The sequence below is a fragment of the Ensifer sp. 22521 genome (assembly GCF_052044795.1).
GTDB lineage: Bacteria > Pseudomonadota > Alphaproteobacteria > Rhizobiales > Rhizobiaceae > Ensifer.
The window spans coordinates 41,717-66,779 of sequence record NZ_JBQENM010000012.1 but is presented as its reverse complement, the minus strand read 5'-3'; the positions used below and the strand labels follow the sequence as shown (position 1 = coordinate 66,779).

Genomic DNA, 25,063 nt, shown 5'->3' with positions numbered 1-25,063 from the left:
ACTGGCACGCTGGAGCGGGAGACGGAGCGGTTCAAGTCACATCCGATCAAAAGCGGTTTATTTCGAGATCGAGCCTGTCGTCAGCGACACCGGCCGTTGTTCGCCGATGAGCTCGGCATTGACGATATAGCGCATCGGCCCCTGTTCGATCGCATCGAAGGGCCAGCAGGTGGCAAGCGCCAGATGGTGGCCGGTGGCCGATGCGTTGATGCCGCTTTCGTCCCAGCGGGCGACGCGGCTTTCGCCGGCCCGGAACAGGAAGCGGCGGCCGTCCTTGCGCGTCAGCACCAGGAGGTCGCCGGGATTGACGTCCTTCAGCCAACGGAAATGCGTGTCGCGGTGCGCGGCGATGACGGAGGTGCCTTCGTCGCCGGGCAAGGGCGTCGTCGTCAGCCAGGCGGGGCCGAAGGCGAGCGCTTCGCCGCTCGCGCCTTCGAGCACGACCGCAGAGCGGTTCAATCGCGGCGCGGTGATCTCGGCGGCGGTCTGAAAGTCGGCCCAGGGCCAGGGCTTGCCATCCGGGTTGCCGTGCAACTGCGCCTCGAAAGTGCGCTTGAGAAGCACCTGCGAGACCTCGGCCTTGGCCTTCATGTAGAAACCTTTGCCGATCAGCAGGAGACCGGCAAGGGCAATGAGCGCGATGATCGCGAGCACGATCGTCTCGACCGCCGAGAGGCGGGCGAGAAAGCCCGGGCCTGGCTCGGGCCTTTCGTTGTCAGCGGCCACGGCGGCGCACTCCCGCAAGCACGACGGCGGCGATCGGCGCGCGCCAGAAGACAAAGGTCGTGCCGGCGAAGAGGGCAAAGGCCAACAGCATCAGGCCGATCAGGATCTGCTTGTCCGCTTCCGTTGCCGTCTGCGGCAGGGTGACCTGGTTGTTGGCCTCGGCGATCATGCCTGCCGCCCGTGCGGTTGGTGCCGCCAGCATGCGGTCCGCCGTCACCATGGCAAGCTTGGTCCGGCTCTCGACCGCAGCGTCGCGTTCGTAGACCTTTCCGGGGGCGCTCTCGACGGGCGCTTCACCAAAGACCTTGCCGAAGTCCCAGCCGGCCGGAAGGTTGAGCGGCAGCTTCGTTTCGGCCTGTGGCTCGCCGGCCGGACGCGACGGCGTCGCGTCGACCGCGACGAGGCTGGTGACGCGGGAGACGAGGTGATGGGCAAGCGCGACGGTCTCGATCCGCTTGTCGAGCGTGGCGGGATCGGCAATTGCAGCGGCACTTGCCTCGAGATCATCGATCTTGCGGCGCGCCCAGAGCTTGGCGATACCCTGGCCGATGGAGGCCTTGGCGATATCCATCTCGACGCGCCAGGGCTGGTCGCCGGCCTTGCCGAGAATCTGCAGCTTGCCTTCGGGTGCGGTGCCATCGAGTTGGGCCGTCAGCACCACCGGCTCGCCGCGATAGAGATCGGGCATGGGGTTTGGGGTGATGTCGCTTGCCGATGCGGCCTCGAAGCTCGCGGAGATATCGGTCATCGCGGGGCTTGCGAGCTTGGTGAAGAGCTCGCCCATGCGTGTCGCCACCTGGCTCTCGGAGCCGATCAGCGTGAAGGTGCCGCGGCCGTATTCGGCGGCCTTGGTCATGAAGTGACTGTTCGGGGCCGAACCGATGCCGACGGTGAAGACGCGGGCGTCGCCGCGGTTTTTCTGGATCTCGTCGAAGAGCTGCGCCTCATTGCCGATCGCGCCATCGGTCAGGAAGACCACCTGGCGAAGCGCGCCGGCCTGAACTGGACCCTGCGTGCGCAATGCAGCTTCCAGCGCGGGCAGCATTTCCGTGCCGCCGTCGGCGGTGAGACCGCGGACATAGGCGATCGCATCCTCGCGCTTGTCCGGTGTCGCCTCGGTGAGCTCAGGAAAATGCACCGACATCGTGTCGTCGAAGCGGATGACGTTGAAGCGGTCTTCGGGCTTCAACCTGGAGATCGCCAGCGCCAGGCTCTCCTTCGCCTGTTCCATCGAGGGGCCGGCCATGGAACCGGAATTGTCGATGACAAAGACGATCTCGCGTTTGACCGGCTTGGCATCGGTCTCGCTTGCGGCAGCCGGTGGCGTGACGAAGGAGAGCAGGTAGGTCTTGTTCCCGACTGTCTCCCGGAAGAGGCCGGCATAGGGGCTCTTGCCCTCGATCGCGTTCCAGGTGAGCTCGAAGTCGCGGTCGGCCGGCACGCTGTCGCCCTTCAGCGTCACGCGGCGGCTGAGATCATCGAGGTTGGCGATATCGACGTCATGATAGCCGGATTTCACCTCGCCGAGGGGGAAGCCTGCCTTCAGGTTCACCGTCAGCGTGACGGGATTGACCTTAGCGTTTTCCTTGGGGTCGAGAACCGGCGCTTCGACCTTTTCACGGTCGGGAACCGGATCGTTGACGGCATAGCCGGTGCGGCTGTCGAGGTCGACGGTCTGAACGATCGGCTGCGGATTATAGCGGGGCGCGACCACCATCGGGAAACGGAGAGAATAGAGGCCGTTCGATTGACGGACCGCGCTCTGGTACTCGATCTGTATGACGACCGTTTCGCCGGGGCCGATATTGGCGACCTGGTTGGTGAAGATGTTCGGGCGCTGTTGCTCGAGCAGTGCCGCCTTCTTGCCCTCGGCCTTCGCCTGTTCGTAGATCTCCTTGGCTTCCTGGCGCGGCTTTATCTGGCCCTCGATGAAGCGGTCGCCGATCTGCATCTTCAGCGTATCGACCGCCGAATCCTCGGGCAGGGGGAAGACATAGGTGCCTTCGACCCAGCCCTTGCTGGGGTTCTCGAAGCGCTGGGTCACGCGGGTGCGCATGATCGGGCCGTTGACGTCGATCGTCACGTCCGTCGCCAGCCGCGGCGCCTCGACGAAGTAGCCGGGTTCCTTCGACGGGAAGAGCAGGGCGCCCGCGCCGATATCGTTGGGGCGAACATAACCTGCCATCTGCTGAGGCTTGGCGTCGGCAGTTTCGGCCGCGGCCTGGGTCATCAGGCCGATGATCATCAGGATGCAGGCGGCGAGCGCTGCGATCGCCAGATACATGCCCCAGCGCGCTTCGTTCTGCCCGGTTTTCAATGAGGCGATTTCGTCGTCGAGAAACATTGCATAACCCCCGTAATGCGAATGTGTTCGGATGATCGAAGAAAAGGCCCGGAAACCGGCTGTTGCAGGACGGAATTGCGGCGGACCGCGACAGTTGTGATGGCCAAATTATGGCATCTCAAAAAATGCCGAACGCCGCTGATTTTTTTGAATAAATCGCGATCAAGAACCGTTTCCGACTGATACGTTTCGTGGCCGTTCAAACGACCGCCATAATTCCTTTTTTCGGCGCTGGACTTGTGGGCGAGGATCGCCTCGGGATCGCGACTGGCGATCGACAACGCTGATCGCACTCATGAAACTTTGTCATGGTGACGCTTTTTGCCCGCGTTTCCGGCGTTTTTGCCGTTCCGGCGCTTGCAAGACCGGGCGTCTTTCGACATAGACCTAACCGCTATGGAGCCTGGCTTTTTACGTTCCGTAGCGATCACCTCGTCTCGAAACGATCAGGACCTTCACCCATGGCCTTCCTTGCCGATGCCCTCTCCCGTGTAAAGCCTTCCGCCACTATCGCCGTTTCGCAGAAAGCCCGTGAGCTGAAAGCGAAAGGTCGTGATGTGATCGGCCTCGGCGCCGGGGAGCCGGACTTCGATACGCCCGACAATATCAAGAAGGCGGCGATCGACGCCATCAACCGCGGCGAGACGAAGTACACGCCGGTCTCCGGCATTCCGGAACTGCGCGAAGCGATCGCCAAGAAGTTCAAGCGCGAGAACAACCTTGATTACACCGCCGCCCAGACGATTGTCGGCACCGGCGGAAAGCAGATTCTTTTCAACGCGTTCATGGCGACCCTGAACGCGGGCGATGAAGTCGTCATCCCGGCGCCCTACTGGGTCTCCTATCCGGAAATGGTGGCGCTGTGCGGCGGCACGCCGGTGTTCGTCTCGGCCACCCAGGAAAACAACTTCAAACTCACGGCGGAGGACCTGGACAAGGCGATTACGCCGAAGACCAAGTGGTTCGTCTTCAACTCGCCGTCCAACCCGTCGGGCGCTGCCTACAGCCATGCCGAACTGAAGGCGCTGACGGACGTGCTGATGAAGCATCCGCATGTCTGGGTGCTGACCGACGACATGTACGAGCACCTGACCTATGGCGACTTCAAGTTCGCGACCCCGGTCGAAGTCGAGCCCGGCCTTTATGACCGCACGCTGACGATGAACGGCGTCTCCAAGGCCTATGCCATGACCGGCTGGCGCATCGGCTACGCTGCCGGTCCGCTTCAGCTCATCAAGGCCATGGACATGATCCAGGGTCAGCAGACCTCGGGCGCCACCTCGATCGCGCAGTGGGCGGCCGTCGAGGCGCTGAACGGCACGCAGGACTTCATCCCCGAGAACAAGAAGATCTTCGAAGGCCGCCGCGATCTGGTCGTCTCGATGCTGAACCAGGCCAAGGGCATTGCGTGCCCGACGCCGGAAGGCGCCTTCTACGTCTACCCGTCCTGCGCCGGCCTGATCGGCAAGACCGCGCCGTCGGGCAAGGTCATCGAGACGGACGAGGATTTCGTCTCCGAGCTGCTCGAATCCGAAGGCGTTGCCGTCGTGCACGGTTCGGCCTTCGGTCTCGGCCCGAACTTCCGCATTTCTTACGCAACCTCGGAAGCTCAGCTCGAAGAGGCTTGCCGCCGCATCCAGCGTTTCTGCGCCGCCTGCAAGTAAGCGCTGGCAATCGCATCACAAAAAAGCCCGCCGGCAACGGCGGGCTTTTTTGTTCGCAGATCGATTCAAGCGGTGGCCAATCTTATTCACGCGGATCGGCCAAGGCGTTGAAATCTTGTCAGAAATTCACGCGCCGGGAACCTCGTCGTCGCCGACGACGCCACCCTCGCTTTCCAGGATCGAGAGGCGGCGAGCCTCGGAGCGCGTGAACTTCAGCTGCACGCCGATGCCGCGTTCACCTTCCGGCAGAAACACTGCGCCGGCATGTTCGAGTGCATGCCTCAGCGATAGGATTGTCTCGTCGCTGGGCGTCTCGAGCTTGCGTTCGAACCTGAGGATCGTGTCTTCGTCGACACCTGAAAAGCTTGCCAGCATCTCGCGCGAGATTTCGATCAGCGCCCGGGCGGCGCGGCACTGTGGACCTGTAATCATCGTCACCTCCAGTTGCAGGGGAGGATGCGCGAAGCCCGGCGAAGGGTCAACCGCAAGTCACGTCCGTGACCTCATCCGTGCCGGCAGCGGGTCAGGATTGCGAAGGGGGCTCGGCCTCTCCCTGGATGTTCGGTTTCAATGCGGGGAGATGAATTTGTGGACGGTCTTTTGAAAATTGGCCAAATACGGACATGTCATCCATAGGCGTGGACATCGGGAGCCGCGATGCGCAATCTCAACGACTTCATCATCTTCGCCCATGTGGTCGACCATAGGGGGTTTGCGCCGGCCGCGCGCGTGCTCAACGTGCCGAAATCGACGCTCAGCAAGCGCGTGGCGGAGCTTGAGAAGACGCTTGGCGTCCGGCTCATCAATCGGACGTCCCGCCGCTTCATGGTGACCGAGATCGGCGAGGACTTCTATCGCCATGCGGCCGCGATGCTGATCGAGGCGGAAGCCGCGGAGGCGGTGGTCATGGGCAGGCTCGCAGAGCCGAGCGGAACCGTGCGCATCACCGCTTCGGTGCCGACGGCGCAGATGACGCTTTCGGGGCTGCTGCCTCAACTGGCGCTAGCCTATCCGAAGATGCGGGTGGTGCTGCATGCGACCGACCGCTTCGTCGATCTGATCCAGGAAGGCTTCGATATCGCCGTGCGCGATCATTTCGCGCCCTTGCCCGATTCCGGTCTCGTCCAGCGGCGGGTCGCCTCCGAAGTGATCTGGCTGGTGGCAGCACCCGGCTACCTCGCGCGGCGCGGCACGCCTGCCGAGCCGGATGAACTCAAGGACCACGATGGCCTGCTCACGTCGCTCGCAAGCGATGGCTGGACGCTTCGCCGGGAGGACGACGTTCCGGTCTCTGTGCGCCCCGAGCCGCGCTTTGTCGCGGACGAGTCCCGCGTTCTCCTCGAGGCGGCGCTTTCCGGGCTCGGCATCACCGCGCTGCCGCGCAAGCTCTGCCATGCCGAGATCGACAATGGCAGCCTCGTGCGGGTGCTGCCCGACTGGCAGGCGGGGTTGGTCACGACGACGCTTTTGATGCCGCATCGCCGCGGCCAGCTCCCGTCGGTCCGGGCGGTTGTCGACTTCATCGCCGAGCGTCTCGCCATCGGCTGACAGACAAAAACGACGAGCTGTACTCCCAGGCGGGCAAGTCGGCGCTAGCGGCCGATGCCCTGTCGCCAAAGAAAAGGCCCGCGCGAGGCGGGCCTTTTGTCCGAATGTTTGTTGCGCTTAGCGCTCGGCCAATGCCGGCTCGCCCTTCTTCTCGCGCACCAGGTTCATGAAGCGGCGGAAGAGGTAGTGGCTGTCCTGCGGGCCGGGCGAGGCTTCCGGGTGGTGCTGGACCGAGAAGACCGGCTTGCCGGCGACGCGCAGGCCGCAGTTCGTGCCGTCGAAGAGCGAAATGTGAGTCTCTTCAACGCCTTCCGGCAGCGACTTCGAATCGACCGCGAAGCCGTGGTTCATCGAGACGATCTCGACCTTGCCTGTCGTGTGATCCTTGACCGGGTGGTTGGCGCCGTGGTGGCCCTGGTGCATCTTCTCGGTCTTGCCGCCGAGGGCAAGCGCCAGCATCTGGTGGCCGAGGCAGATGCCGAAGACCGGGATATCGCTCTTCAGCAGGTTCTGGATGACCGGCACGGCATATTCGCCGGTTGCCGCCGGGTCGCCCGGGCCGTTGGACAGGAAGATGCCATCCGGCTTCTGCGCCAGAACTTCGTCGGCGCTGGTCGAAGCCGGCATGATGGTGACGCGGGCGTTGAGGCCGGCGAAGAGGCGCAGAATGTTGCGCTTCACGCCATAGTCGAGCGCGACGATATGGTAGGCGGCATCGGTTTCGCCGAGCGTCGAATAGCCCTCGTCCCAGACCCAGGGCTTCTCGTCCCAGCGCGAGGACTGGCCCGAGGTCGCGACCTTGGCGAGGTCGAGGCCTTCAAGCCCGCTCCAGGCCTTGGCTTCGGCCTTCAGCGTGTCGATGTCGAAGACGCCCTGGGGGTCATGGGCGATGACGGCGTTCGGCATGCCGTTCTCACGGATCCAGGCGGTGAGCGCGCGGGTGTCGATGCCGCAGAGGCCGATGATGCCGCGGGCCTTCAGCCAGGCGTCGAGGTGCTTGACGGCGCGGTAGTTCGACGGCTCGGTGATGTCGGCCTTGAAGATGACGCCGACCGCGCCGTGGCGTGCTGCCGGCGTCAGGTCTTCGATGTCTTCGTCATTGGCGCCGATATTGCCGATGTGCGGGAAGGTGAAGGTGACGATCTGGCCGAGATAGGAGGGGTCCGTCAGGATTTCCTGATAGCCCGTCAGCGCCGTGTTGAAGCAGACTTCCGCCTGCACCTTGCCGGTCGCGCCGATGCCCTTGCCTTCGATCACGGTGCCGTCGGCCAGAACGAGCAGTGCGGTTGGTTTTTCAGTGGTCCATGCGGGTGTCGCGGTCATCGTTCCTATCCCGTTGCGGCGTGAAGCGGGGCTTGAAAGCCCGGCGGTCGATCGCCATTTCATGTGCTCAGGCATGGACGCGCGGAATCCCCGCGGAAAGTGCTCTCATGCCGATGTCGTGCAGGTGCGGGAAAATAGCCAAAGCGCTGATCCGGGTCAACCGGCCGCTGCGAATTGTCAGGAAATAAAATTCCTTTTAATTCAAGCGGTTGCGTATTCCGTTTGATTGCGCCTGTCACACTGGTTTAAGACGACGACAACAATGATGGTTTCGAGCCGGTTCCGGGCAGAGCACCGCGGGCCGGTTTCGACATGGAGTATGGACATGCGCGACCAGTTCGCTGACGCACTGAAGGAAGCCCTGAAAGCCAAGGACACACGGCGTACCTCGACCGTGCGGCTGATCCAGGCGGCGATCAAGGACCGGGACATCGCCAATCGCGGCCTGGGCAAGGACCCGGTCAGCGACGACGACATCCTGCAGATCCTCGCCAAGATGATCAAGCAGCGCGAAGAGTCGGCCCGCATCTATGACGAGGGCGGCCGGCCGGAGCTTGCCGAGCAGGAGCGCCAGGAAATCGTGATCATCAACCAGTTCCTTCCGGCCCAGCTTCCGGAAGAGACGGTGCGTGAACTCTGCGCCTCGGTGATCCAGGAAACCGGCGCGCAAGGCTTGCGCGACATGGGCAAGTGCATGAACGTGCTCAAGGAGCGCTATCCGGGCCAGATGGACTTCGCCAAGGCGTCCGGTCTCGTGAAGGAACTGCTCAAGTAAGAGCTCGTTCAAGTAACTGCGCACGCCCGGCCATAGGTGACGGGCGTCGCCTCCTCGGCGTTCGCAAGGATTTCGTTTTCGAACGCGCGATCGATCCGCGGTGTTGCGGCTGGCGATATCGTTGGCGACGACATAGTTGATGAAACGACCGCTATAGAGGCCGCTCGACAGATCTTGGGGATCGCGGTCGTGATGGAGGGCAGGGCCGGATTGGGCCATCAGCCAGCGTTGCTGCGAGGCAAAGATCGAAGCGAGGCGCGGGTTGTCCCCATACATGGAGACCATGCCGCGGGCGTAATCCAGCACGGTGCTGAAGAAGACGGGACTGGACGCGAGCGCTTCGACGGCGATGGCCATGATGGGTGTTCCAGTTCGGGACGCCGAATTGATGCCATTCACCTTCGGCGAGTCAAGCTCTACTTTTGGTCCTTGGAAGATCTCAATTGCGTCTTTTGGTTGTGGAAGCGGGCGTGAATCCCGTTTCCGTCCTGTGAATAGCGGGCAAGCCGGATCACTGTTGTGGCGTCCAGCGGCCTTGCCGCCTATATGGAAGATCGACCAGAGGTTTTCATGCGCTTTTCACCATCCTTTCTCGACGAGATACGCGATCGCGTGCCGATTTCGGACGTGATCGCCAAACGCGTCACCTGGGATCGGCGCAAGACCAATGTCTCGCGCGGCGACTATTGGGCCTGCTGCCCCTTCCATGGGGAGAAGTCGCCGAGCTTCCACTGCGAGGATCGCAAGGGCCGGTACCATTGTTTCGGCTGCGGCGTCTCCGGCGACCATTTTCGCTTCCTGACCGATCTCGAAGGCTTGAGCTTCCCGGAGGCCGTGCAGCAGATCGCCGACATGGCGGGCGTTGCCATGCCGCAGCCCGACCCGCAGGCCGAGCGGCGCGAGAAAGAGCGCACCAGCCTTCTCGACGTCATGGAGCTGGCGACCGCGTTTTTTGAGGATCAGCTCCAGACCGCGGGCGGCGCCAAGGCCCGCGCCTATCTGCGCGAACGCGGCCTGACAGGCCGCACGATCGAGACCTTCCGCCTAGGCTTTGCGCCCGACAGCCGCAACGCGCTCAAGGAATTTCTCGCTGGCAAGGGTATCGGCAAGGAGCAGATCGAAGCCTGCGGTCTCGTCGTGCACGGGCCCGATGTGCCGGTTTCCTACGACCGTTTCCGCGACCGCATCATGTTCCCGATCCTGTCGTCACGCGAAAAGGTCATCGCCTTCGGCGGTCGCGCGATGTCTCCGGATGCGCCGGCGAAATATCTGAACTCCAACGAGACCGAGCTCTTCCACAAGGGCAACGTGCTCTACAATTTCGCCCGCGCCCGCCGGGCCTCGCAAGGGGCCGCCCGCCTGGGTGACGCCGGGCCGGACGATGCCGCCGGAACGATCATCGCCGTCGAAGGCTACATGGACGTGATCGCGCTGCACCAGGCGGGCGTCGAGAACGCGGTTGCGCCGCTCGGCACGGCATTGACCGAAAACCAGCTCGACCTTCTCTGGAAGATGACGTCGCAGCCGGTGCTCTGCTTCGACGGCGATGGCGCCGGCATCCGTGCCGCCAATCGTGGCGTCGACCTGGCGTTGCCGCACCTGAAGCCTGGCCGCTCGGTGCGTTTCGCGATGCTGCCTGACGGCAAGGATCCGGACGATCTGGTGCGCCACGAGGGTCGCGCGCCCTTCGACAAGGTGCTCGCCAATGCGCGATCCCTTGCCGACATGGTCTGGCAGCGCGAGATCCAGGGTGGATCGTTCGACACGCCTGAGAAACGCGCCGAGCTCGAAGCGCGGCTGAAGCAGGTCACTTCCGTCATCGCCGACGAAAGCGTGCGCCGCCACTACGGCCAGGACATGCGCGACCGGCTGAACGCCTTCCTGCAATCGTCGGGATCGGGGCGGGGGGGCGAGCGTCGCCCATTCGAGCGTGGCGGCGGCCGCGTAGGGGGCAAACGGTCGATGCAGCCCGCGGACGCGTTGAAGGGCGCTATTGTCGAGGCGGGGACTGCTGCCAGTTCGAAGCTTAATCAGTTGTTGAAAGCTGACCGCTCAACGAGGCCGCCAGAGTTACGCGAAAGCGTGCTGGCGTTCACCATCGTCAACCACCCGCAGCTGCTGTTCGACGAGTATGACGAAATCTCGACGATCGAGTTCGACCATCGCGACCTGCAGCGCTGCTGGGCGGCGGTGCTGAATGCTGCTGCCGCGCAGGGGCCGCGCCTGACGCGCGAAGGCCTGATCGAGCAACTGGATGGGGAAGGCTTCGGCGCACTGCTCGCCGCGATCGACCAGCAGATCCGCTATGCGCGGCTCTGGACCGCGACGACGGCTGCAGCCCCCGAGGATGCGCGCGAAGGTTATCTGCAGGCTCTGGCTTTGCACCAGCGGTCCAAGGCGCTGCACTGGCAGCGGCGTGAACTCGAGCGTGAGCTTGCGCATGCGACGGAGGAAGGCGACCTCGAAGCGGTGCCGCAACTGCTGCGCACGCTTCAGGAAGTGCAGCTCGAAGTGACTCGTCTTGAGAACCAGGAGGCGATCATCGAGGGTTTCGGGGTGCTTTCCGGTCGCGTGAAGGGGCCGGCAGCGCGTTAATTTAAAAACTCACGCTGCCACGCTGAAATCCTGCCCGATCTTAACAGAACGCCGACTATTCGCGCCAATGTTCGGCCACCCATGGAGCAGGGCGGATATAGTGGCGCAGGTAGCGGAACGGGTTCTTCTCGCGGCGGTCGCCGTTGAACAGGCGGCGAATATGTCCAAGCGGCGTGTCGACGCGTCCGCGATAGCCATATTGTCCGTCGATCGCATGTTGCGGCAGCAGGCTGCGCGGGAAAAGCACCACACGCGCATCGGCCGGCAGGCGCGGTGTGAAGAAATAGTTGAGCGGGAAGGTCCAATGGCAGTCCTGCCGGTAATGCAGGACCCAGCGCCTTGGGAAGAGCTTCACGCCACCGGGCGCATTGCGCGTGACGAAACGCTGCTCGAAGCGATACTCGTCGGCAATCGCCTGAGGATTGGCGCCAAACTTCTGCTGCAGGGGCACGAGTTTGCCCAGCGGGAAGCGGAACAGCGAGGTCTGGCCGAGGCGCTCGAAGGGCGTTGTCTGATTTCTGGCGAGGATCACGTCGTCGGGTTCGCCGACCTCGAAGAAGGAATCGAGCGATCCGACGATGACGATGTCGAGGTCGAGAAAGAGAACCGGGCCCTGGAGATTGCCGAGCTTCGGTCCCCAGAGCCGCGACTTCTGCCAGATGCCCGGCGTGTTCGTGGGCATGTCCGCGATGTTGAGCGGCGGCAGGTCCTCGCAGAGAATTTCCGGACGCAGTCCTTCGAAGTTGTCGGTGAAGCAGGTGAAGGTGAAGGGCGGGGTGATGTTGCGCGCCACCATGGCATAAAGCCGGTTGATGAACGGAGCGCCGTACTTCGTACCCCAGTTGATGCAGATGATCTGCTTGACGCCGCCGCTCGCCGCTAAAATGTTCGCCATGATGACTTCCTGATTTTTGGGAGCCACTAAAGTACTGCTGCGTTGGCAAGGTCAAGCTGGCAAAAGCTCAATCCCCGACCTTGAAAAGCCTGCTGATGGTGCGGGATTATCACGGCGTTCTCTTCATTTGCCCTGACGGCTATGGCATTGCGGTCACATCTTGCGATGATTGCAGGCAGTGATTCCCGTGAAGGAGACGTGATGGAGTTTGTCGAAAGGGCGAAGCGCGGCGCAAGCGCTGCCAGCCATCTCTTCGACGACGCCGGCCCGGCGCCGCTCGATGTGCTGAAGCGCGTCTATGGCTATTCCGCCTTTCGCGGCAGACAACAGGAAGTGGTCGAGCACGTGACCGGTGGCGGCGATGCCGTCGTTCTTTTTCCGACCGGCGCCGGAAAATCGCTCTGCTTCCAGATCCCGGCGCTCTGCCGTCCTGGGCTCGGCGTGGTCGTCTCGCCTTTGATTGCGCTGATGCGCGACCAGGTGGAGGCGTTGAAGCAGCTCGGCGTCAATGCCGCGGCCCTCAACTCGTCGCTGACCCGCGAGGAAGCGATCGCCGTGCGGCGACAGATCTATGACGGCACGCTCGACCTTCTCTATGTGACGCCGGAGCGGATCGTCACCGATGGCTTCGCCGATCTCCTCGGCGATGCCCGCATCGCGCTCTTCGCCATCGACGAGGCGCATTGTTTTCCCGTATTCACGGTTTCGGGCCTAAAACCGAAGGTATCAGCGGCGCATTAATTCTGCAACCTTATCGGCTGGACGGGGCCGAATTTGTTGGAAGGGTTTTCATCTCTAGAGCATCCGCCGACTAGGCGGATACCGTCTTGTTTTTGTATACGAGCCGTTCGGACGGCGACCGCAGAGTCTGGCTGTCCGTTCGGCACGTATACAAAAGAAGTCGGGCCTTTGGCCCGTCGTTATCGTCGAGCTTGCGAGACGCGTTGGACCCGGCGAAGCTGGGCTTGGTCACCCGTGGCATCGATGTCCAGTGACAAGGTGAAAAGACCAGGAGCGTCCCCGGCAATGAGGTGGTTTCTATGCAGGAGCTTGCAGGAAGACAAAACGTTCAGATCAGCGGCACGCTGTCTATTCGACAGCCGCGACGTCATTCGTTCGCGGACAGTAGAACGTTGCGAGCGACATGAGAGTGCGATAAATGTGGAACATGGCAATGCCACGGGGTTAGGCTATACGCCGACCGCCATGAGGGACCTTCGGGTCCCTTATGTGTTTTTGGGTGGTACCCACTCTTGATACATGCCGTCCTAGGCGGAAGATGTCGCCGCAATAGTCGGGCTTGGGGTAATAGTCTGATCCCGTGTGCTGATTCGAAGGACGGTCTGAAGAATGGAATATGATGCGACGATCTCTCATTGTCCAAAGGGCTGGGCAAATGATCGGCTCCACTTCTTCAAGTACATGTCCGCCGATACTGCCAAGATCGTCCTGAAGAACCGGACGCTGAGATGGTCCTGCCCCCCGTTGCTGAATGACCCGTTCGACATTCAATTTAACATGGAAATCCAAGCGGACCCCGTGCGGATGAAGGCAATGGCTCTGGAAAGGCTTTGGGATGTTTTTGAGGGCAGGGCTACTCCCCACCCGAACAACCCGCTGGGTGCCCTTTTCTCTATGCTGGCTGCGGCTCAGCTGCCCATTAGCAAAGAGGAGTTGCTTACGAAGATCGGACCGGCGTACGATGAGGGGTACGCGAAGATGCTCGCAATGTTGCCTTCAGTCCATGCTGAAGCTGCGGCGATTGTTGCGGATACGAAAATCCTTTGCCTGACTTCTCGCCCGGACAATATCCTCATGTGGTCGCATTATGCGGGCGGACACACGGGCATCGTTCTCCGATTTAGGTCCATACCGGAAATGGATACTCCGTATGGAATGGCAAAGCTTGTCCAGTACGTGGATGAGGTGCCGCCGCTGCTAAGCGAAGAGCAATTGGCGGATATCTTTGCGGGCGTAGGTTCGATGCACGATGCGGGGATATTGGACCGCAGTGTCTACACTAAGTCGTCGGCTTGGTCGTATGAAAATGAGTGGCGGCTAAATACGGGGTCTGGCAGGTCCCCCGGCATGCCCTATGAGGATTGTCCGTTCGGTCCAGAGGAACTAGATAGTCTGATATTCGGCCTTAAGACCACAAAGGAAGTGCGTGAGGAGGTTACCGCCCTAGTGTCGGCCTATCCGAACATTGCGCTGATGGAGGTGCGGCGGGAGGCGTCCAGCTTTGGCCTCTCCATCCAGCCCATATAGACTCTTTCAGAATCCTGAAAACACTTGCACGCCTGATTCCGAGGGCCTCAGCAATGTCGTTGGCCGTCTTGCCTTCTGCTTTCAGCCTCAGGACCTCTTCCGTCTTACCTCTCGCGGTTGGGGCTCTCCCCTTACATTTCCCTTCGGCCCTGGCTTTGGCTGCACTTTCACCAGCAGCTATTACCCGGCTTATAGGGCGTGACCCTAATCGTCCGCGATAATCGCCATGAACTGCTCTCCGTATCGGGCAAACTTTGTCGCACCGACGCCAGAGATTGATAGCATCTGCTGTTCGGTCGTCGGTCGGATGGTCGCGAACGCGATAAGTGTCGTGTCGGGGAACACCACATAGGGCGCGACACCCATTTCCTTGGAGATCGACAATCGCATGGCTCGAAGCGCCTGAAACAGTTTCTCGTCTTCGACCGACATCCCAGACCGGGCTGCTGAAGCGACGGGCTTACCGCGCTCGCGCTTACGCACAGCATCAACTGTATCGCGGCGCAACGTTACCGAAACTTCCTTCTTGAAAACCGCGTGGGCCGATGGCTCCAGTTTCAGCGCTCCGTATTCATCATGGGCGACCCTTATAAAGCCAAGAGCAAGAAGTTGCCGGAATACAGATTGCCACGCATGAACGGTCAATTCCTTGCCGACACCGAAAACGGCGAGTTGGTCGTGCCCGAACTTCTGCGTCCGGTCGGTTGTCTTTCCGAGCAGCACGTCGATCACGTGCGCAGCCCCAAAGCGCTCACCGGTGCGATAGACTGCTGCTAGCGCCTTAATGGATGCTTCGCTACCGTCCCAGGTCTCGACCGGATTGTTGCACGTGTCGCAGTTCCCGCAGCGGGCATGGGCTGCTTCTCCAAAGTGAGCAAGAATGGCTTTCCGGCGGCACCCGGCGGTTTCGCAGATGCCAAGGAGAGCACTTAGCTTCGCCCGCTCTATTCGCTTGATCTCATTCGTGGCGTCGCCCTCATCGATCATTCGCTGCCGTTGGACGATGTCCTGCATACCGTAGATCATGAAGGCTTCAGACGGCAGGCCGTCGCGACCCGCCCGACCAGTTTCCTGATAGTATCCTTCGACAGAGGAGGGCAGGTCGAGGTGAGCCACATATCTGACGTTTGGCTTATTGATGCCCATTCCAAATGCGACTGTGGCGACCAGGCAAAGGTCTTCCTCCATTCGGAACGCATCTTGGTTATCTGCCTTCACACTCGGGTCCATTCCCGCGTGGTAGGCTCGCGCCTTGATGCCCTGCTTATTGAGCCACTCCGCCGTCTCTTCGACCTTTCGTCGAGATAGACAGTACACGATGCCGCTTGAGCCGTCGTGACGCTGAAGGAACCGTAGAAGCTGTGTCCGAGCGTTGTCCCGTTCAGCGATGTGGTATGTGATGTTTGGACGGTCGAAGCTGTCGACGAAGATCGCTGCGTCGTCGAGTTGGAGTTGACGGATGATGTCGTCTCGGGTGTGTGGATCAGCTGTCGCGGTGAGAGCGATCCTGGGCACCCCAGGGTACAGTTCTTTCAGCTTTCCGAGCCCGAGATAGTCTTTGCGAAAATTGTGCCCCCAGCTACTGACGCAGTGGCATTCATCGATTGCGATCAAGGAAATCGGAACATTACCGAATAGATCGGCGAAACCTGGGAGGACGACACGCTCGGGCGTCACGTAGATCAGTTTCAGCTTTCCGGCGCGAAGCGTCGACCTGACTGCACGCGACTCTTCTTCCGATTGCTGAGACCACAGGCACTCAGCTTCAACACCCAGCGCTTTCAGTTCTTCAACCTGGTCTCTCATCAGCGCAACGAGTGGTGAGACGACCACGGTCACACCAGGAAGGCACACGCCTGGCAATTGAAAACAGAGTGACTTGCCCTTGCCGGTCGGGAAGAGCACGAGCGCGTCATTACCAGCCAAAATATGGCGGATGACATCCGCCTGCTTCCCGCGAAAGTCCGGATAGCCCCAGATGCGTCGAAGAGCGTCGAGGGGGTTCTCGATCAGTTGTCGGTCGAAAAGCGCGTTGACGGGAGATTGTTGACTGGATGCGTGCATTGATTGGCGGTGTGTTCTCGAATGGGAGGGCTTCGCAGATAGCCGAGCGGCCTGTTTAGAGTACAGTCAGGAAAGGCTGCTATGCGTTCGCGCGGTGTATCACGATTCGAGGCTGGCCTTGCTTCGGATTAGTGCCATGCAGAAAAATTGAGGGTACGAGGCTCCCGTGGCAGATACCGCAAGATCAACTGTGGACTGGTACGAGGTCGGCTTTGCCGAAGGGGCTAAAGCAGGCCGCGCGGACATGAAAGCCCGTGAAGCGTGTTTCGAGCCGCCGCGTCTCTCGGTGCCGATAAATCCTAAACCCTGCCGCTTGGCAGGGGCCGACTTCCTTCCACCCTCATACGGAAATATCGATGGCCTACGACAGAGCCGATTTTCAAAGACTGAAAGCCAGCTTGAGTGAAACATTGACCGACGACACTGGCGACCCGTTGTCCTGCTTATTGCACGAGACCCCACACTCGCATGGATTGCTGAACCTAAGTTTTGGCGACGCCGAGCACGAGTTTTATCATGTTGCGGAAGCCTGCAATATTGCCAGTGTCATCACTTCAATCGAACGCATCCTTAGCCTGCCTCGGTCGAATCTTGCTTGCGAGGAAATGGCCGAGGTGCTCCTACTGCGTCTTGACGTGCTCAGGGAGTACATTTGCACAGCTATCAGACGATCCCAATCCGTCCAATATGCGGAAACCGAGGCTGATCGGGTAATTCGCCGTTGGGCCGGGTTTCTGAAGCATCCAAATGACTATGTTTTCGCGCACTGTTGTTTCTCTGATCTGGACGTTTCCTTTGACCCTCCCGCTATCGAGATTGACTGCGCCTTCCTCGCCAATTGGGACAGTTTGAAAATCAGCGAGCGAGATCAACGGAAATCCGAGTTGGCGCACCGGATAGTCATCGTGTGCTTGCCAGGGATCGCAAAGATTGAAGCCTTCTTCAAATCTTCGGCCGATCATCTTAAACACCTCATCGCGACCAACTCGAAGGATGGAAGGGCCGCCGAACGCGCGCAATCGTGAACGTATGGCGACTCTGGAGCTTTAAGTGACGGATACTGTGAAATCGGACGAAGATTGGCATGAGATCGGCTTTGCCGAAGGGGCCGAGGCAGGCGGAGCGGAGATGGTCTTCCGGGAGCCATATTTTGAGCCTCTGGAAGAGGCGCTGGCGATGGGGCACGCTGTTCTGAACGGCACCTACAACCTCATTCGTCGCCGCCAAATCGATTTTCATTCTTTTGATGAACTCCAGGCCTGGATGGGTGGTGTCAATGCTGGGATAGTATCGGCTGGCGCTCGTGTTGGATTTCAAACGAGTATCGAGTATCCGTATTCTCGGCCGGATGGCGGCGCTGTGACATATATTCTCGTCACCCGCGATTTCGGACCATGGGATGAAACACTGAACTAGCCGTTGTTCTATTTCCGGGAGGAATTGACTTCGTGTCAAACGACGAGCCCGCTTCGAGGTTGTGAGACAACTTCGAAGCGAAGCTATCGTGCACATTAGGCAGGTCTACCTGCTCTTCACCATGGCCTCGCCCTTTCGGACAACCTGCCGAACCAACACGCCAAGCTCATGAAGCCATACTTTTGCCCGGACGAAACTGGTAGTGAACGGTGGCGGCTTAGCGGTCCTTAGCCTCTGCCGCTTGTCGCTTGCTGCAGACTGGCGCAAGTTTGTCCGTGATATTTTTGGAAAAGTCGTTGTCGCTTAGCGATTCCACTGGACGCGCCGAAGCCCCGGTGATTTACGACTGCGCGCCGAGAGAGAAGCATGCAGCGATTGTGGGTCAACATTAACGGGGACATTGAAGAAATCTGCGTTCCTGCGGAGATTGACGAAGTCATGCCAGGTGTCAGTTGGGGGCGTCCCGACGAGCTTTTCACTCCATCGTTCTGGAAGTATCAGGCGGAAGCTCAGGTGCGCCGTGACCGGTACAGCCACCACAGGCTGGGCTCAAACCTGTTGGAAGAGATCGCCGTATGCCTGCTTGGTGGTTATGGCATTCCGGCTGAGATTGGAATGGCGGCTTTCGAACGGCTGAAGCGGGAAGGGATGCTTCTTGGGGACACGAGTGAGCGGGAAATTCACGCCCAACTCTCGCAGCCCTTTGCCATGCGCGGCAATCAACGGCGTTATCGTTTCGCTGCTCAGAAAGCCTCTTATCTGGCACGTTCGCTTGACATGGCGAAGTACATCCAGGCTATCGATCCGCCTCGGGTTTTACGTGATCGACTGCTCGAACTTCCAGGTATAGGCCCGAAGACTGCCTCCTGGATCGTTCGAAATCATCTCAATTCCGATGATGTGGCGATCATTGATGTCCACTTGCATCGCGCTTGCGTCATGATGAACGTGTTTGAGGCCAAGTCTGACCCGGCCAAGGAATATTTCTCACTCGAAGCCCTGTTCCTTCGATTTGCTGAGGCGATCAAGGTTCGGGCGAGTGTTCTGGATGCCATCATGTGGGACTTCATGCGCCGCATTGGTCCAACAGCACGGAATGGGACGCCCCAGGCTCACCAACTCCAGTTGGCTTTCTAATCTCCCGCTTTCCTGCCAAGCGCGACCACTCCGACAGGGATGATTTCCGGGGTGCCGGGCAAGAGAGCGGCAACAATCTCGCCACCTAGTACGCCCAGGGGGCAAAAAGCCATTTCTTGCGCTTCCGCCGATAGGGCCATCAACTGGATCACCGCTCCGGCATCGCGCCATACAAGGGACTCGTGGTTTGAATAGAGACGACGCACGTTCCGGCTATCGGCGATGAGAGCCACCCAATGGCCGTTTGCGTCTGGAAGGACGGTCTCGCAAGTTCGCAGGAACGCTTCGAAAGCAACGGCATCTCGAACATGTACTGACAGAAACTGGTCCACGCTATCATCATAGACTATGGGCGCTTGGTTGCGGCGTAGGATCACCGCCTTCACTGGATGCAGGGCTCCGGCCGACAATACCGCTTTCAGTTTTCTACCCTGCTTCTCTCCATGGCCTACAAAGTCCGCCTTCAGCGTCTCCCGCACGACCCGAGCGACCTCTTCAAGGCTCGCTGTCGCTATGAACCGATGCGATCTTCGGGCTCGGACAACATTCGCAAAGAGCTTTTCGGGCGGAGCTGACCTGAAGACCAAATCGATGGCGCGTGGCTCAAGCCATTCCAAACGTTTGGAGAGAGGTTTGTCGCCTGTGGGCTCAGGATCAGTATGGCTCAATCCCGACAGCCTCCATCGTTTCGTAATGCTTCCGGCAGCCTCTGCAATGTCCGCAGGAATAATCGCTGACGTGACATGAGTGGGACCATGCTAGGATTTCCATGGGAATACCTGAGACGCGAACCAATTCGTCCGCGCTGTAATCAGCGGCAGGGGCGGCCAGCTTCAAGCCGCCTTCCTGCATCGACAGGAGCGCACTGAGAGCCTCGACGAACTCTCGGCGTCCATCGACATGGAACCCGTCGGTCCGAAGTGCTCCGATTTCCAGGACATCGATCTTGTGCTTTATGCATTCCATGGCAGCTAACGTGACCAGCATCTGGTTCCGGTATGGCCACCATTCGCTGGCGGGTGCATTCGGGTCAGCTGGTGTTCCCGCAAGGTCACCACTCCCCAACGCTGAAAGATCGGCTCGGATGACGCGTTGTTCGATGCTCAACACATTGCACACGGCCGATGCTGCCCTGATTTCTCCCTCTGCGGCCTTGTGTCCATAATCAATTGTGATCGCGAGATCAGGTTTTCGCCAGTATGCGAGGCAGGTGGAATCCATACCGCCGGAAAGAAGGAGAGCCCGTCTCATCAGCGCCACGCAATCTGGAACAATGCGCTAACGTAGTCGTCATGCAGATAAGCTCCCGAGCCCTTTGGAAGTTTGACATCGACGTCCCGCATGTTTTGCGTCACGCAGAACACTGGTTTTCCAAGTGCGCGAGCGTAGCCCACTTCGAAGACTGTCCCCGGACTGCTGCCATTCAAAATTGCGAAGACAGCGTCGCACTGGTCCACAGCGCTCAAGTCTTGCTTCACGACGACCTCCGCGACCCCAGGCCCGATGTCGTGAATGGGACTGAAAACGTCCATCCCCAAGGACTTCAAATGAGAGCGGGCGTCGTTGACAAACAACCGCTGTCCTGTTTCTCGAAATGGTCCCGCGAGATAAATTTTCCCGCCAGCCTTTCTCGCAACATCGCGCTCTCTAAGTTCTTCCGGGGGCAAAATCGGAAGGGTCTGGGTCTCGACGTAATTTGCAACGGATCGACTCGCGAAAAGAGCCGCCTCAGTAGGAGAGTTCTTTCTAACGGCCCAAGCGAGGGCAAAGGCGGCCACGAAGACGTCGCCCGATCCAAGGCTGAACACATTTCTGGTTTTGAAAGCGGGGATGCGATGGGACTGGCCTGCGGTGTAAACCGTTGCGCCATCTATCCCATCCTTTACGACAACCACCTCCGCTTTCTCGCGCGCGACGATGATACTCACGGCATCGTCAACCGTGCTCGCGTTCGCCATTCGGAGGATTTCTCCTCGGTTCGCGACTACGGCTAGGTGATCAGCGGACGATCCGGAAGAGGTGAACGCCTGGGGATTCTGAGGGGCTTGCGGATCGAAGATGACGTATTTGCCGGTGACTGTCGGGTCACTCTCCATCATGCCGAACTTGATAATGATTTCGGCAGCTATACGAGGAATATCGATTGGAGATGGGGATGGTCCGGGTGAGATCGTTGGGACTGCCAATGTGTGGATGTAGTCAAACTCGATAGCTTGCGTCCGTTCCTGCAGATGCAAGTCGATTCCCATGGCTGCAAACGTAGCGGTCGCTGTGATCTTTTCGTGAGCTGTTACGGCGCTATGCAGCCGGATGGTATCAACGTGGCCCGCCAGTGATGTCGCTGCGCGACCTGCTGAACCCAATAATTGGTCCCAGTACGGAAAGGCCACTTTTTCTCGATAAATACCGCCGACGACGTGGATTTCACTCATGCAGGATAAATCTCTACCCGAACTTGGCCACCGGCGATCTGCGTCACCCTGGCTTCATAAACCTGCCCGTGCCGGATGCATTCTATAATGTCAGCAAGGCGTGCAGAGGTTATGGAGCCAGTTATGACTCCCTGATGTATGGCCACCACCCGCAACGGACTCTCTTGGAGTACCACGGCGAGGACCGTCCCGACGCTTAAATTGCTAATGGCTTCCGCGTTTGGTGACGCAAGGACCGCCAGCTCCGTAAACATGCAGGGATTGGGACCTAAACCGCCACCCGAACCGATTCCGCCAGCAGTTCCATCCGACGGTGGGACTGAGGAGACAGGTCTCCAATTCTTTTTGTCATCATTAGAGTCGCCGCCACCGCCAGGTCCTGACATTACTTCCCTCCAGGTTGTTGAGACGATGCTACTTCCACTTAGGGGCAAGTCAACGGGTAGAATCGCTCAAGAGTGGCACTTTCAACGAGTGATATTTTTGGGGAAGTCGCCTACAGGGCCTGTCTTCGTATTTCCAACTCGCTTATGGGTGTAAGATGAGGCCGAATGCTGCCCTGAAGGCGCTGAGTGCTGAGCAAAGGACGGTCATGTGAGTGAGTACCAAAGCAGGATTACTGAGCCCAACCAAGTGCCTGACTTCCGTAAAGACTATAAGCTGGATCGCCTTGCCGAGCATTTTAATGTAGCCCAGTTTGTCAGCTTCGCTCCCTCCTATGGCGAGCCTACACAGCAGTACGCTCGGCTAGCGAATTTGCCTGAAAATTCCAAATTCACATCACTGTCCGCAGCTCTGGAAGCTCTTTTTGAGAGAAGCGCCGATGGAACTATCAACGTCCGGAGCTTCAGCGAGACAGAGTCCCAGAGCCGGGAATTTCTCTACGCGCTAAGGACGGTAGATGAAGCAGCCGCCGCAATTCGTCGGATTGCGGGGGAAGGGGCCTACACCATCGCGAATGAGACGATTGACGTTTCTGACGGCGGCGTGTCGGGCGTTGCCATGGGCGGCCTTGTCGAATTTCGGCCCGATGCTACGCCACGAGGCGTGGAGCAGCCGGGCTTCGCGAGCCTGCCCACAGCTTGGGCTACTCAGCTTTTCAAGATTGTCTATGGGTTCGATCCAGGTCTTGAAGCCAGTGAGAGCACCCGGATCGAGTTCAGTTTGCATCCTCGTGCGCGGGGATGGCGTCAGACTAACACCGTCTTTTGGGAATATGGCTATATCGATCATTTTGACCGGTCTGCCGACGTGCGGTGGCCGAACGACTTCAGCCGCCTGATCGGCGATAAGGCTTATGGGCTCCTGATAGGCCATTTGGCTGGATTGCCTGTTCCTCGCACTACGGTCATTTCCCGCCGCATCGCCCCCTTCACATTCGGCCGCGATACAGGTTCGGCGGAACAGTGGATCAGAACAGCCCCCTTTGTCCAAGTGCCCGGAAAGTACACGACGTCCCGTGGTTGGCAGGACCCGTTCCGCCTGATGCAAATTGAAGACCCAGAGGGTGTCGCCATAGCATCAGTCCTGGCTCAACAGGGCGTCCGAGCTAACTACTCAGGCGCGACTATCGAAGCATCTGACGGCGAACTGATCATTGAAGGCGCTAAAGGTACCGGGGAGGGCTTCATGCAAGGGAGCGTTATGCCTCAGGCCCTTCCGAGTAACGTCCGTGATGCCGTGGGCGCAACGCATGCCGAACTTCGCCAACGCCTTGGTAGTGTGCGCTTCGAATGGGTTTTTGATGGCTCCAAAGTTTGGGTTGTCCAGCTCCATATCGGAGCGAGCCAATCGCTTGGCGCAGCGTTGGTCCCTGGCGAAGCAAAAAGTTGGATAGACTTCGACGTTGCCGAGGGGCTGGAAGCTCTACGACAGCTTGTTGCAAGCTTGGATCAGGATACTGGCATCTATCTCAATGGCAGTGTGGGGCGCACGAGTCATATTGCCGACGTTGTCAGAAAAGCGGGCGTCCCAACACGTCTCAAGGGAACTGGCGATCACGAAAAATCTTAACAACGTTCGAGAAACAGCAGGCGGAAGGGTTGCAATAGGCAATTTCCCGCTCAATCATCTTTATAGATTCTACGGACTGGCCAACGAAAAAAAAGCTGACAACCGTGAACGAAACGTAAACGAATTCGTTTATAATGGTAAAACAGCACTGATTTGTTTGGCACGCACAGGAGGCAGCAATGGCTTATGCAGCAGTGATCGACGTTCGGGAAATTGCCGACAAGAAAATGGACACCTATAAGGAAGCCATGGTGCTTCGCCGCGCGCGACTCGAAAGAGAGGCAGCGAAGCGCGCGCAAGAACAGCAGGCCAAGGAAAACGACCAGAAGTGACAACCGTTAAGCTTTATGATGAAACGGACTTCGAGCGCCCAGCGAAGAAGAAGGATGCGCAGCACAAAGAGTGGCGCACGCACATAAAACGAGACTACGGTCGCATTATTCACAGCGCCAGCTTCCGACGGCAGCAGGGAAAGACGCAAGTCTTTCCGGGGCACGAGTCTGATTTTTTCCGCAATCGTTTGACCCATTCCTTAGAGGTCGCTCAAATTGCGGAAGGTATCGCTGACCGGTTGAACGTAATTTACAGAGATGAGCTACGTGGGAACGAGATCGATGGCCGCCTTTGTGCTGTCGCTGGGCTCGTTCATGATATCGGACATCCACCATTCGGACACAACGGCGAGCGGGCTCTCGACGAGCAGATGTTGGAATTCGGTGGGTTTGAAGGAAATGCTCAGACACTCCGCATTCTCAGCCGCTTGGACAAAAAAGTGAAATACGCCGACGACGTCGATGGCGACGAAAGGGCGGGACTAAACCTATGCTACAGGACACTTGCATCAATTCTGAAATATGATGCGGTAATTCCTGGCAAGCGGGAAGTGGGTGCCAAGGTAAAGAAGGGCTACTACGGGTCTGAGCAGACGCTTGTTACAGATATCAAAAAGCAGGTCCTGAGAGGAAAGACACTTCCGTCTGGCGTGGAATTCAAAACCATCGAATGCCAGATCATGGATATTGCGGACGATATTGCCTACTCGGTTTATGACCTGGAAGACAGCCTGAAGGCGGTTTTTCTCACGCCAGCCTCGATTCTGGCGTCTGGCGACAAGTTGCTCGATACCGTCGTCGAGGCAGTTTCCGAACAGTTGAAGCAGCCGGTCACGAGAGCCGACATTCTTGACGCCTTTTTTGAGGTCTTTGCCGATGTGACCCCCGCTGATGACGCAGAGAAAATTGAGGCCGTCCAGTATTTTATGCAGGCAACTCAAGCGTCAAACGCGTATTGCAACGATGGCTACGTGCGGACCGAAAAATCGTCCGAGCTGGTTCACAAGTTCATCAATGGTGTGGAGTTCAAGCTGGATGAAGAAAATCCAGCGCTTTCGAAGGTTTGGTTGAAACCAGACATTCGGAAAACTGTCGAAATTCTCAAGCAGTACACCTTTAAGGCGATCATTTACTCGTCGCGGGTGAAGCTCGGTGAATATCGTGGCACCGAATTGGTCACCGATATTTTCAAAGCGTTGAACGCCGAAAAGGGCTATCTTTTGATGCCGGATGACGTGCGCGAGCGGTTCCTTGATGCGAAGGACAAAGGGACAAAAGCGCGGACAATCTGCGATTTCGTGGCTGGTATGACCGACCGTTACGCGGTGGAGTTTTGGGCTCGTCTGCGCTCTGATGGAGCGGAGAGCATGTTCAAGTCGGTGTAATCGAATTCCTTGAAGCTTGGGGCTTCAACGCCCCAAGCTCGCCCGGTCCTACATCCCGACGGTTACCCGTCAACACTTCAGCCCGACGAGTCAGCTGTTCCTTGCCAGGAAGGCGAAGATGGCAAGTAGATTTGTTGCGCTGATAC

The 25,063-nt window shown here is 59.2% G+C and carries 20 protein-coding genes and 1 pseudogene; 12 read left to right on the top strand and 9 right to left on the bottom strand.

The features are described 5' to 3' along the window. Positions 1-57: 57 nt before the first annotated feature. Together ACTJKE_RS19800 and ACTJKE_RS19795 are read right to left on the bottom strand one after the other, a co-directional pair. Positions 58-726, bottom strand: coding sequence for a class GN sortase (locus ACTJKE_RS19800; RefSeq protein ID WP_244495684.1), 669 nt, complete (start codon positions 724-726; stop codon positions 58-60). After that, positions 716-3,070: a marine proteobacterial sortase target protein gene (locus ACTJKE_RS19795; RefSeq protein WP_113511294.1), complete on the bottom strand. Its 2,355-nt coding sequence runs from the start codon at positions 3,068-3,070 to the stop codon at positions 716-718. The genes ACTJKE_RS19800 and ACTJKE_RS19795 overlap by 11 nt, the downstream gene beginning before the upstream one ends. A gap of 461 nt (positions 3,071-3,531) precedes the next feature. Here ACTJKE_RS19795 and ACTJKE_RS19790 point away from each other — a divergent pair, with 461 nt between their 5' ends. Beyond that, complete coding sequence (locus tag ACTJKE_RS19790) at positions 3,532-4,734, top strand: pyridoxal phosphate-dependent aminotransferase (protein ID WP_057253175.1); 1,203 nt, start codon at positions 3,532-3,534, stop codon at positions 4,732-4,734. A 126-nt stretch (positions 4,735-4,860) separates the two neighbouring features. Here ACTJKE_RS19790 and ACTJKE_RS19785 read toward each other — a convergent pair whose 3' ends face one another. Next, a complete protein-coding gene (locus ACTJKE_RS19785) occupies positions 4,861-5,166 on the bottom strand; it encodes a helix-turn-helix domain-containing protein (protein ID WP_057253179.1) in 306 nt (101 codons plus the stop codon). 225 nt (positions 5,167-5,391) lie between these two features. On the opposite strand from ACTJKE_RS19785, the gene ACTJKE_RS19780 reads away from it, so the two are divergent. Beyond that, positions 5,392-6,282 (top strand): LysR substrate-binding domain-containing protein, encoded by an 891-nt coding sequence (locus ACTJKE_RS19780; RefSeq protein WP_058326561.1) that lies wholly within the window; start codon positions 5,392-5,394, stop codon positions 6,280-6,282. Between the two features lie 117 nt (positions 6,283-6,399). On the opposite strand, the gene carA is transcribed toward ACTJKE_RS19780, so the two are convergent. Continuing rightward, positions 6,400-7,605: a glutamine-hydrolyzing carbamoyl-phosphate synthase small subunit gene (gene carA / locus ACTJKE_RS19775; RefSeq protein ID WP_113511293.1), complete on the bottom strand. Its 1,206-nt coding sequence runs from the start codon at positions 7,603-7,605 to the stop codon at positions 6,400-6,402. A gap of 325 nt (positions 7,606-7,930) precedes the next feature. On the opposite strand from carA, the gene ACTJKE_RS19770 reads away from it, so the two are divergent. Together ACTJKE_RS19770 and dnaG are read left to right on the top strand one after the other, a co-directional pair. Next, the gene (locus ACTJKE_RS19770) at positions 7,931-8,380 is read left to right on the top strand and encodes a GatB/YqeY domain-containing protein (protein ID WP_057254340.1); all 450 of its coding nucleotides are present in this window, start codon (positions 7,931-7,933) and stop codon (positions 8,378-8,380) included. 570 nt (positions 8,381-8,950) lie between these two features. Next, on the top strand, positions 8,951-10,975 hold the full coding sequence (gene dnaG, locus ACTJKE_RS19765) for a DNA primase (protein WP_057253182.1): 2,025 nt from the start codon (positions 8,951-8,953) through the stop codon (positions 10,973-10,975). Positions 10,976-11,030: 55 nt separating this feature from the next. On the opposite strand, the gene ACTJKE_RS19760 is transcribed toward dnaG, so the two are convergent. Beyond that, positions 11,031-11,870: a glycosyl transferase gene (locus ACTJKE_RS19760; protein WP_113511292.1), complete on the bottom strand. Its 840-nt coding sequence runs from the start codon at positions 11,868-11,870 to the stop codon at positions 11,031-11,033. A 201-nt stretch (positions 11,871-12,071) separates the two neighbouring features. Between ACTJKE_RS19760 and ACTJKE_RS19755 the strand changes: the two are divergent. Beyond that, positions 12,072-12,557: pseudogene (locus ACTJKE_RS19755) on the top strand (DEAD/DEAH box helicase); the annotation flags it as partial. Between the two features lie 663 nt (positions 12,558-13,220). Then, positions 13,221-14,138 (top strand): DUF2971 domain-containing protein, encoded by a 918-nt coding sequence (locus tag ACTJKE_RS19750; RefSeq protein WP_440692192.1) that lies wholly within the window; start codon positions 13,221-13,223, stop codon positions 14,136-14,138. Positions 14,139-14,342: 204 nt separating this feature from the next. Here the strand turns inward: ACTJKE_RS19750 and recQ are convergent, their stop codons facing one another. Then, a complete protein-coding gene (recQ, locus tag ACTJKE_RS19745) occupies positions 14,343-16,202 on the bottom strand; it encodes a DNA helicase RecQ (protein WP_440692190.1) in 1,860 nt (619 codons plus the stop codon). 356 nt (positions 16,203-16,558) lie between these two features. On the opposite strand from recQ, the gene ACTJKE_RS19740 reads away from it, so the two are divergent. From ACTJKE_RS19740 to ACTJKE_RS19730, 3 genes are all read left to right on the top strand, one after another. Beyond that, a complete protein-coding gene (locus ACTJKE_RS19740; RefSeq protein ID WP_440692188.1) occupies positions 16,559-17,227 on the top strand; it encodes a hypothetical protein in 669 nt (222 codons plus the stop codon). Positions 17,228-17,252: 25 nt separating this feature from the next. Continuing rightward, complete coding sequence (locus ACTJKE_RS19735; protein WP_440692186.1) at positions 17,253-17,618, top strand: hypothetical protein; 366 nt, start codon at positions 17,253-17,255, stop codon at positions 17,616-17,618. Between the two features lie 366 nt (positions 17,619-17,984). Further along, entirely contained in the window at positions 17,985-18,755 is a 771-nt protein-coding gene (locus ACTJKE_RS19730; RefSeq protein WP_440692184.1) for an 8-oxoguanine DNA glycosylase, read from the top strand. Here ACTJKE_RS19730 and ACTJKE_RS19725 read toward each other — a convergent pair. The 3 genes from ACTJKE_RS19725 to ACTJKE_RS19715 are packed head-to-tail and all read right to left on the bottom strand — an operon-like array spanning position 18,752 to position 21,187. Beyond that, a complete protein-coding gene (locus ACTJKE_RS19725) occupies positions 18,752-19,423 on the bottom strand; it encodes a nitroreductase family protein (protein WP_440692182.1) in 672 nt (223 codons plus the stop codon). The two genes, ACTJKE_RS19730 and ACTJKE_RS19725, sit on opposite strands and share 4 nt — an antisense overlap. Continuing rightward, on the bottom strand, positions 19,410-20,006 hold the full coding sequence (locus ACTJKE_RS19720; protein WP_440692180.1) for a 7-cyano-7-deazaguanine synthase: 597 nt from the start codon (positions 20,004-20,006) through the stop codon (positions 19,410-19,412). Before ACTJKE_RS19720 ends, ACTJKE_RS19725 begins: the two co-directional genes overlap by 14 nt. After that, positions 20,006-21,187 carry a PfkB family carbohydrate kinase gene (locus tag ACTJKE_RS19715; protein WP_440692178.1) on the bottom strand — a complete coding sequence of 394 codons (1,182 nt, stop codon included), beginning with the start codon at positions 21,185-21,187 and terminating at the stop codon, positions 20,006-20,008. The genes ACTJKE_RS19720 and ACTJKE_RS19715 overlap by 1 nt, the downstream gene beginning before the upstream one ends. 594 nt (positions 21,188-21,781) lie before the next feature. Here ACTJKE_RS19715 and ACTJKE_RS19710 point away from each other — a divergent pair. The 3 genes from ACTJKE_RS19710 (at position 21,782) to dgt (ending at position 24,917) form a co-directional block, all read left to right on the top strand. Beyond that, positions 21,782-23,200: a hypothetical protein gene (locus tag ACTJKE_RS19710; RefSeq protein ID WP_440692176.1), complete on the top strand. Its 1,419-nt coding sequence runs from the start codon at positions 21,782-21,784 to the stop codon at positions 23,198-23,200. A 179-nt stretch (positions 23,201-23,379) separates the two neighbouring features. After that, positions 23,380-23,532: a hypothetical protein gene (locus tag ACTJKE_RS19705; RefSeq protein WP_440692174.1), complete on the top strand. Its 153-nt coding sequence runs from the start codon at positions 23,380-23,382 to the stop codon at positions 23,530-23,532. After that, entirely contained in the window at positions 23,529-24,917 is a 1,389-nt protein-coding gene (gene dgt / locus ACTJKE_RS19700) for a dGTP triphosphohydrolase (RefSeq protein ID WP_440692172.1), read from the top strand. The genes ACTJKE_RS19705 and dgt overlap by 4 nt, the downstream gene beginning before the upstream one ends. The last annotated feature ends 146 nt before the right edge of the window (positions 24,918-25,063 follow it).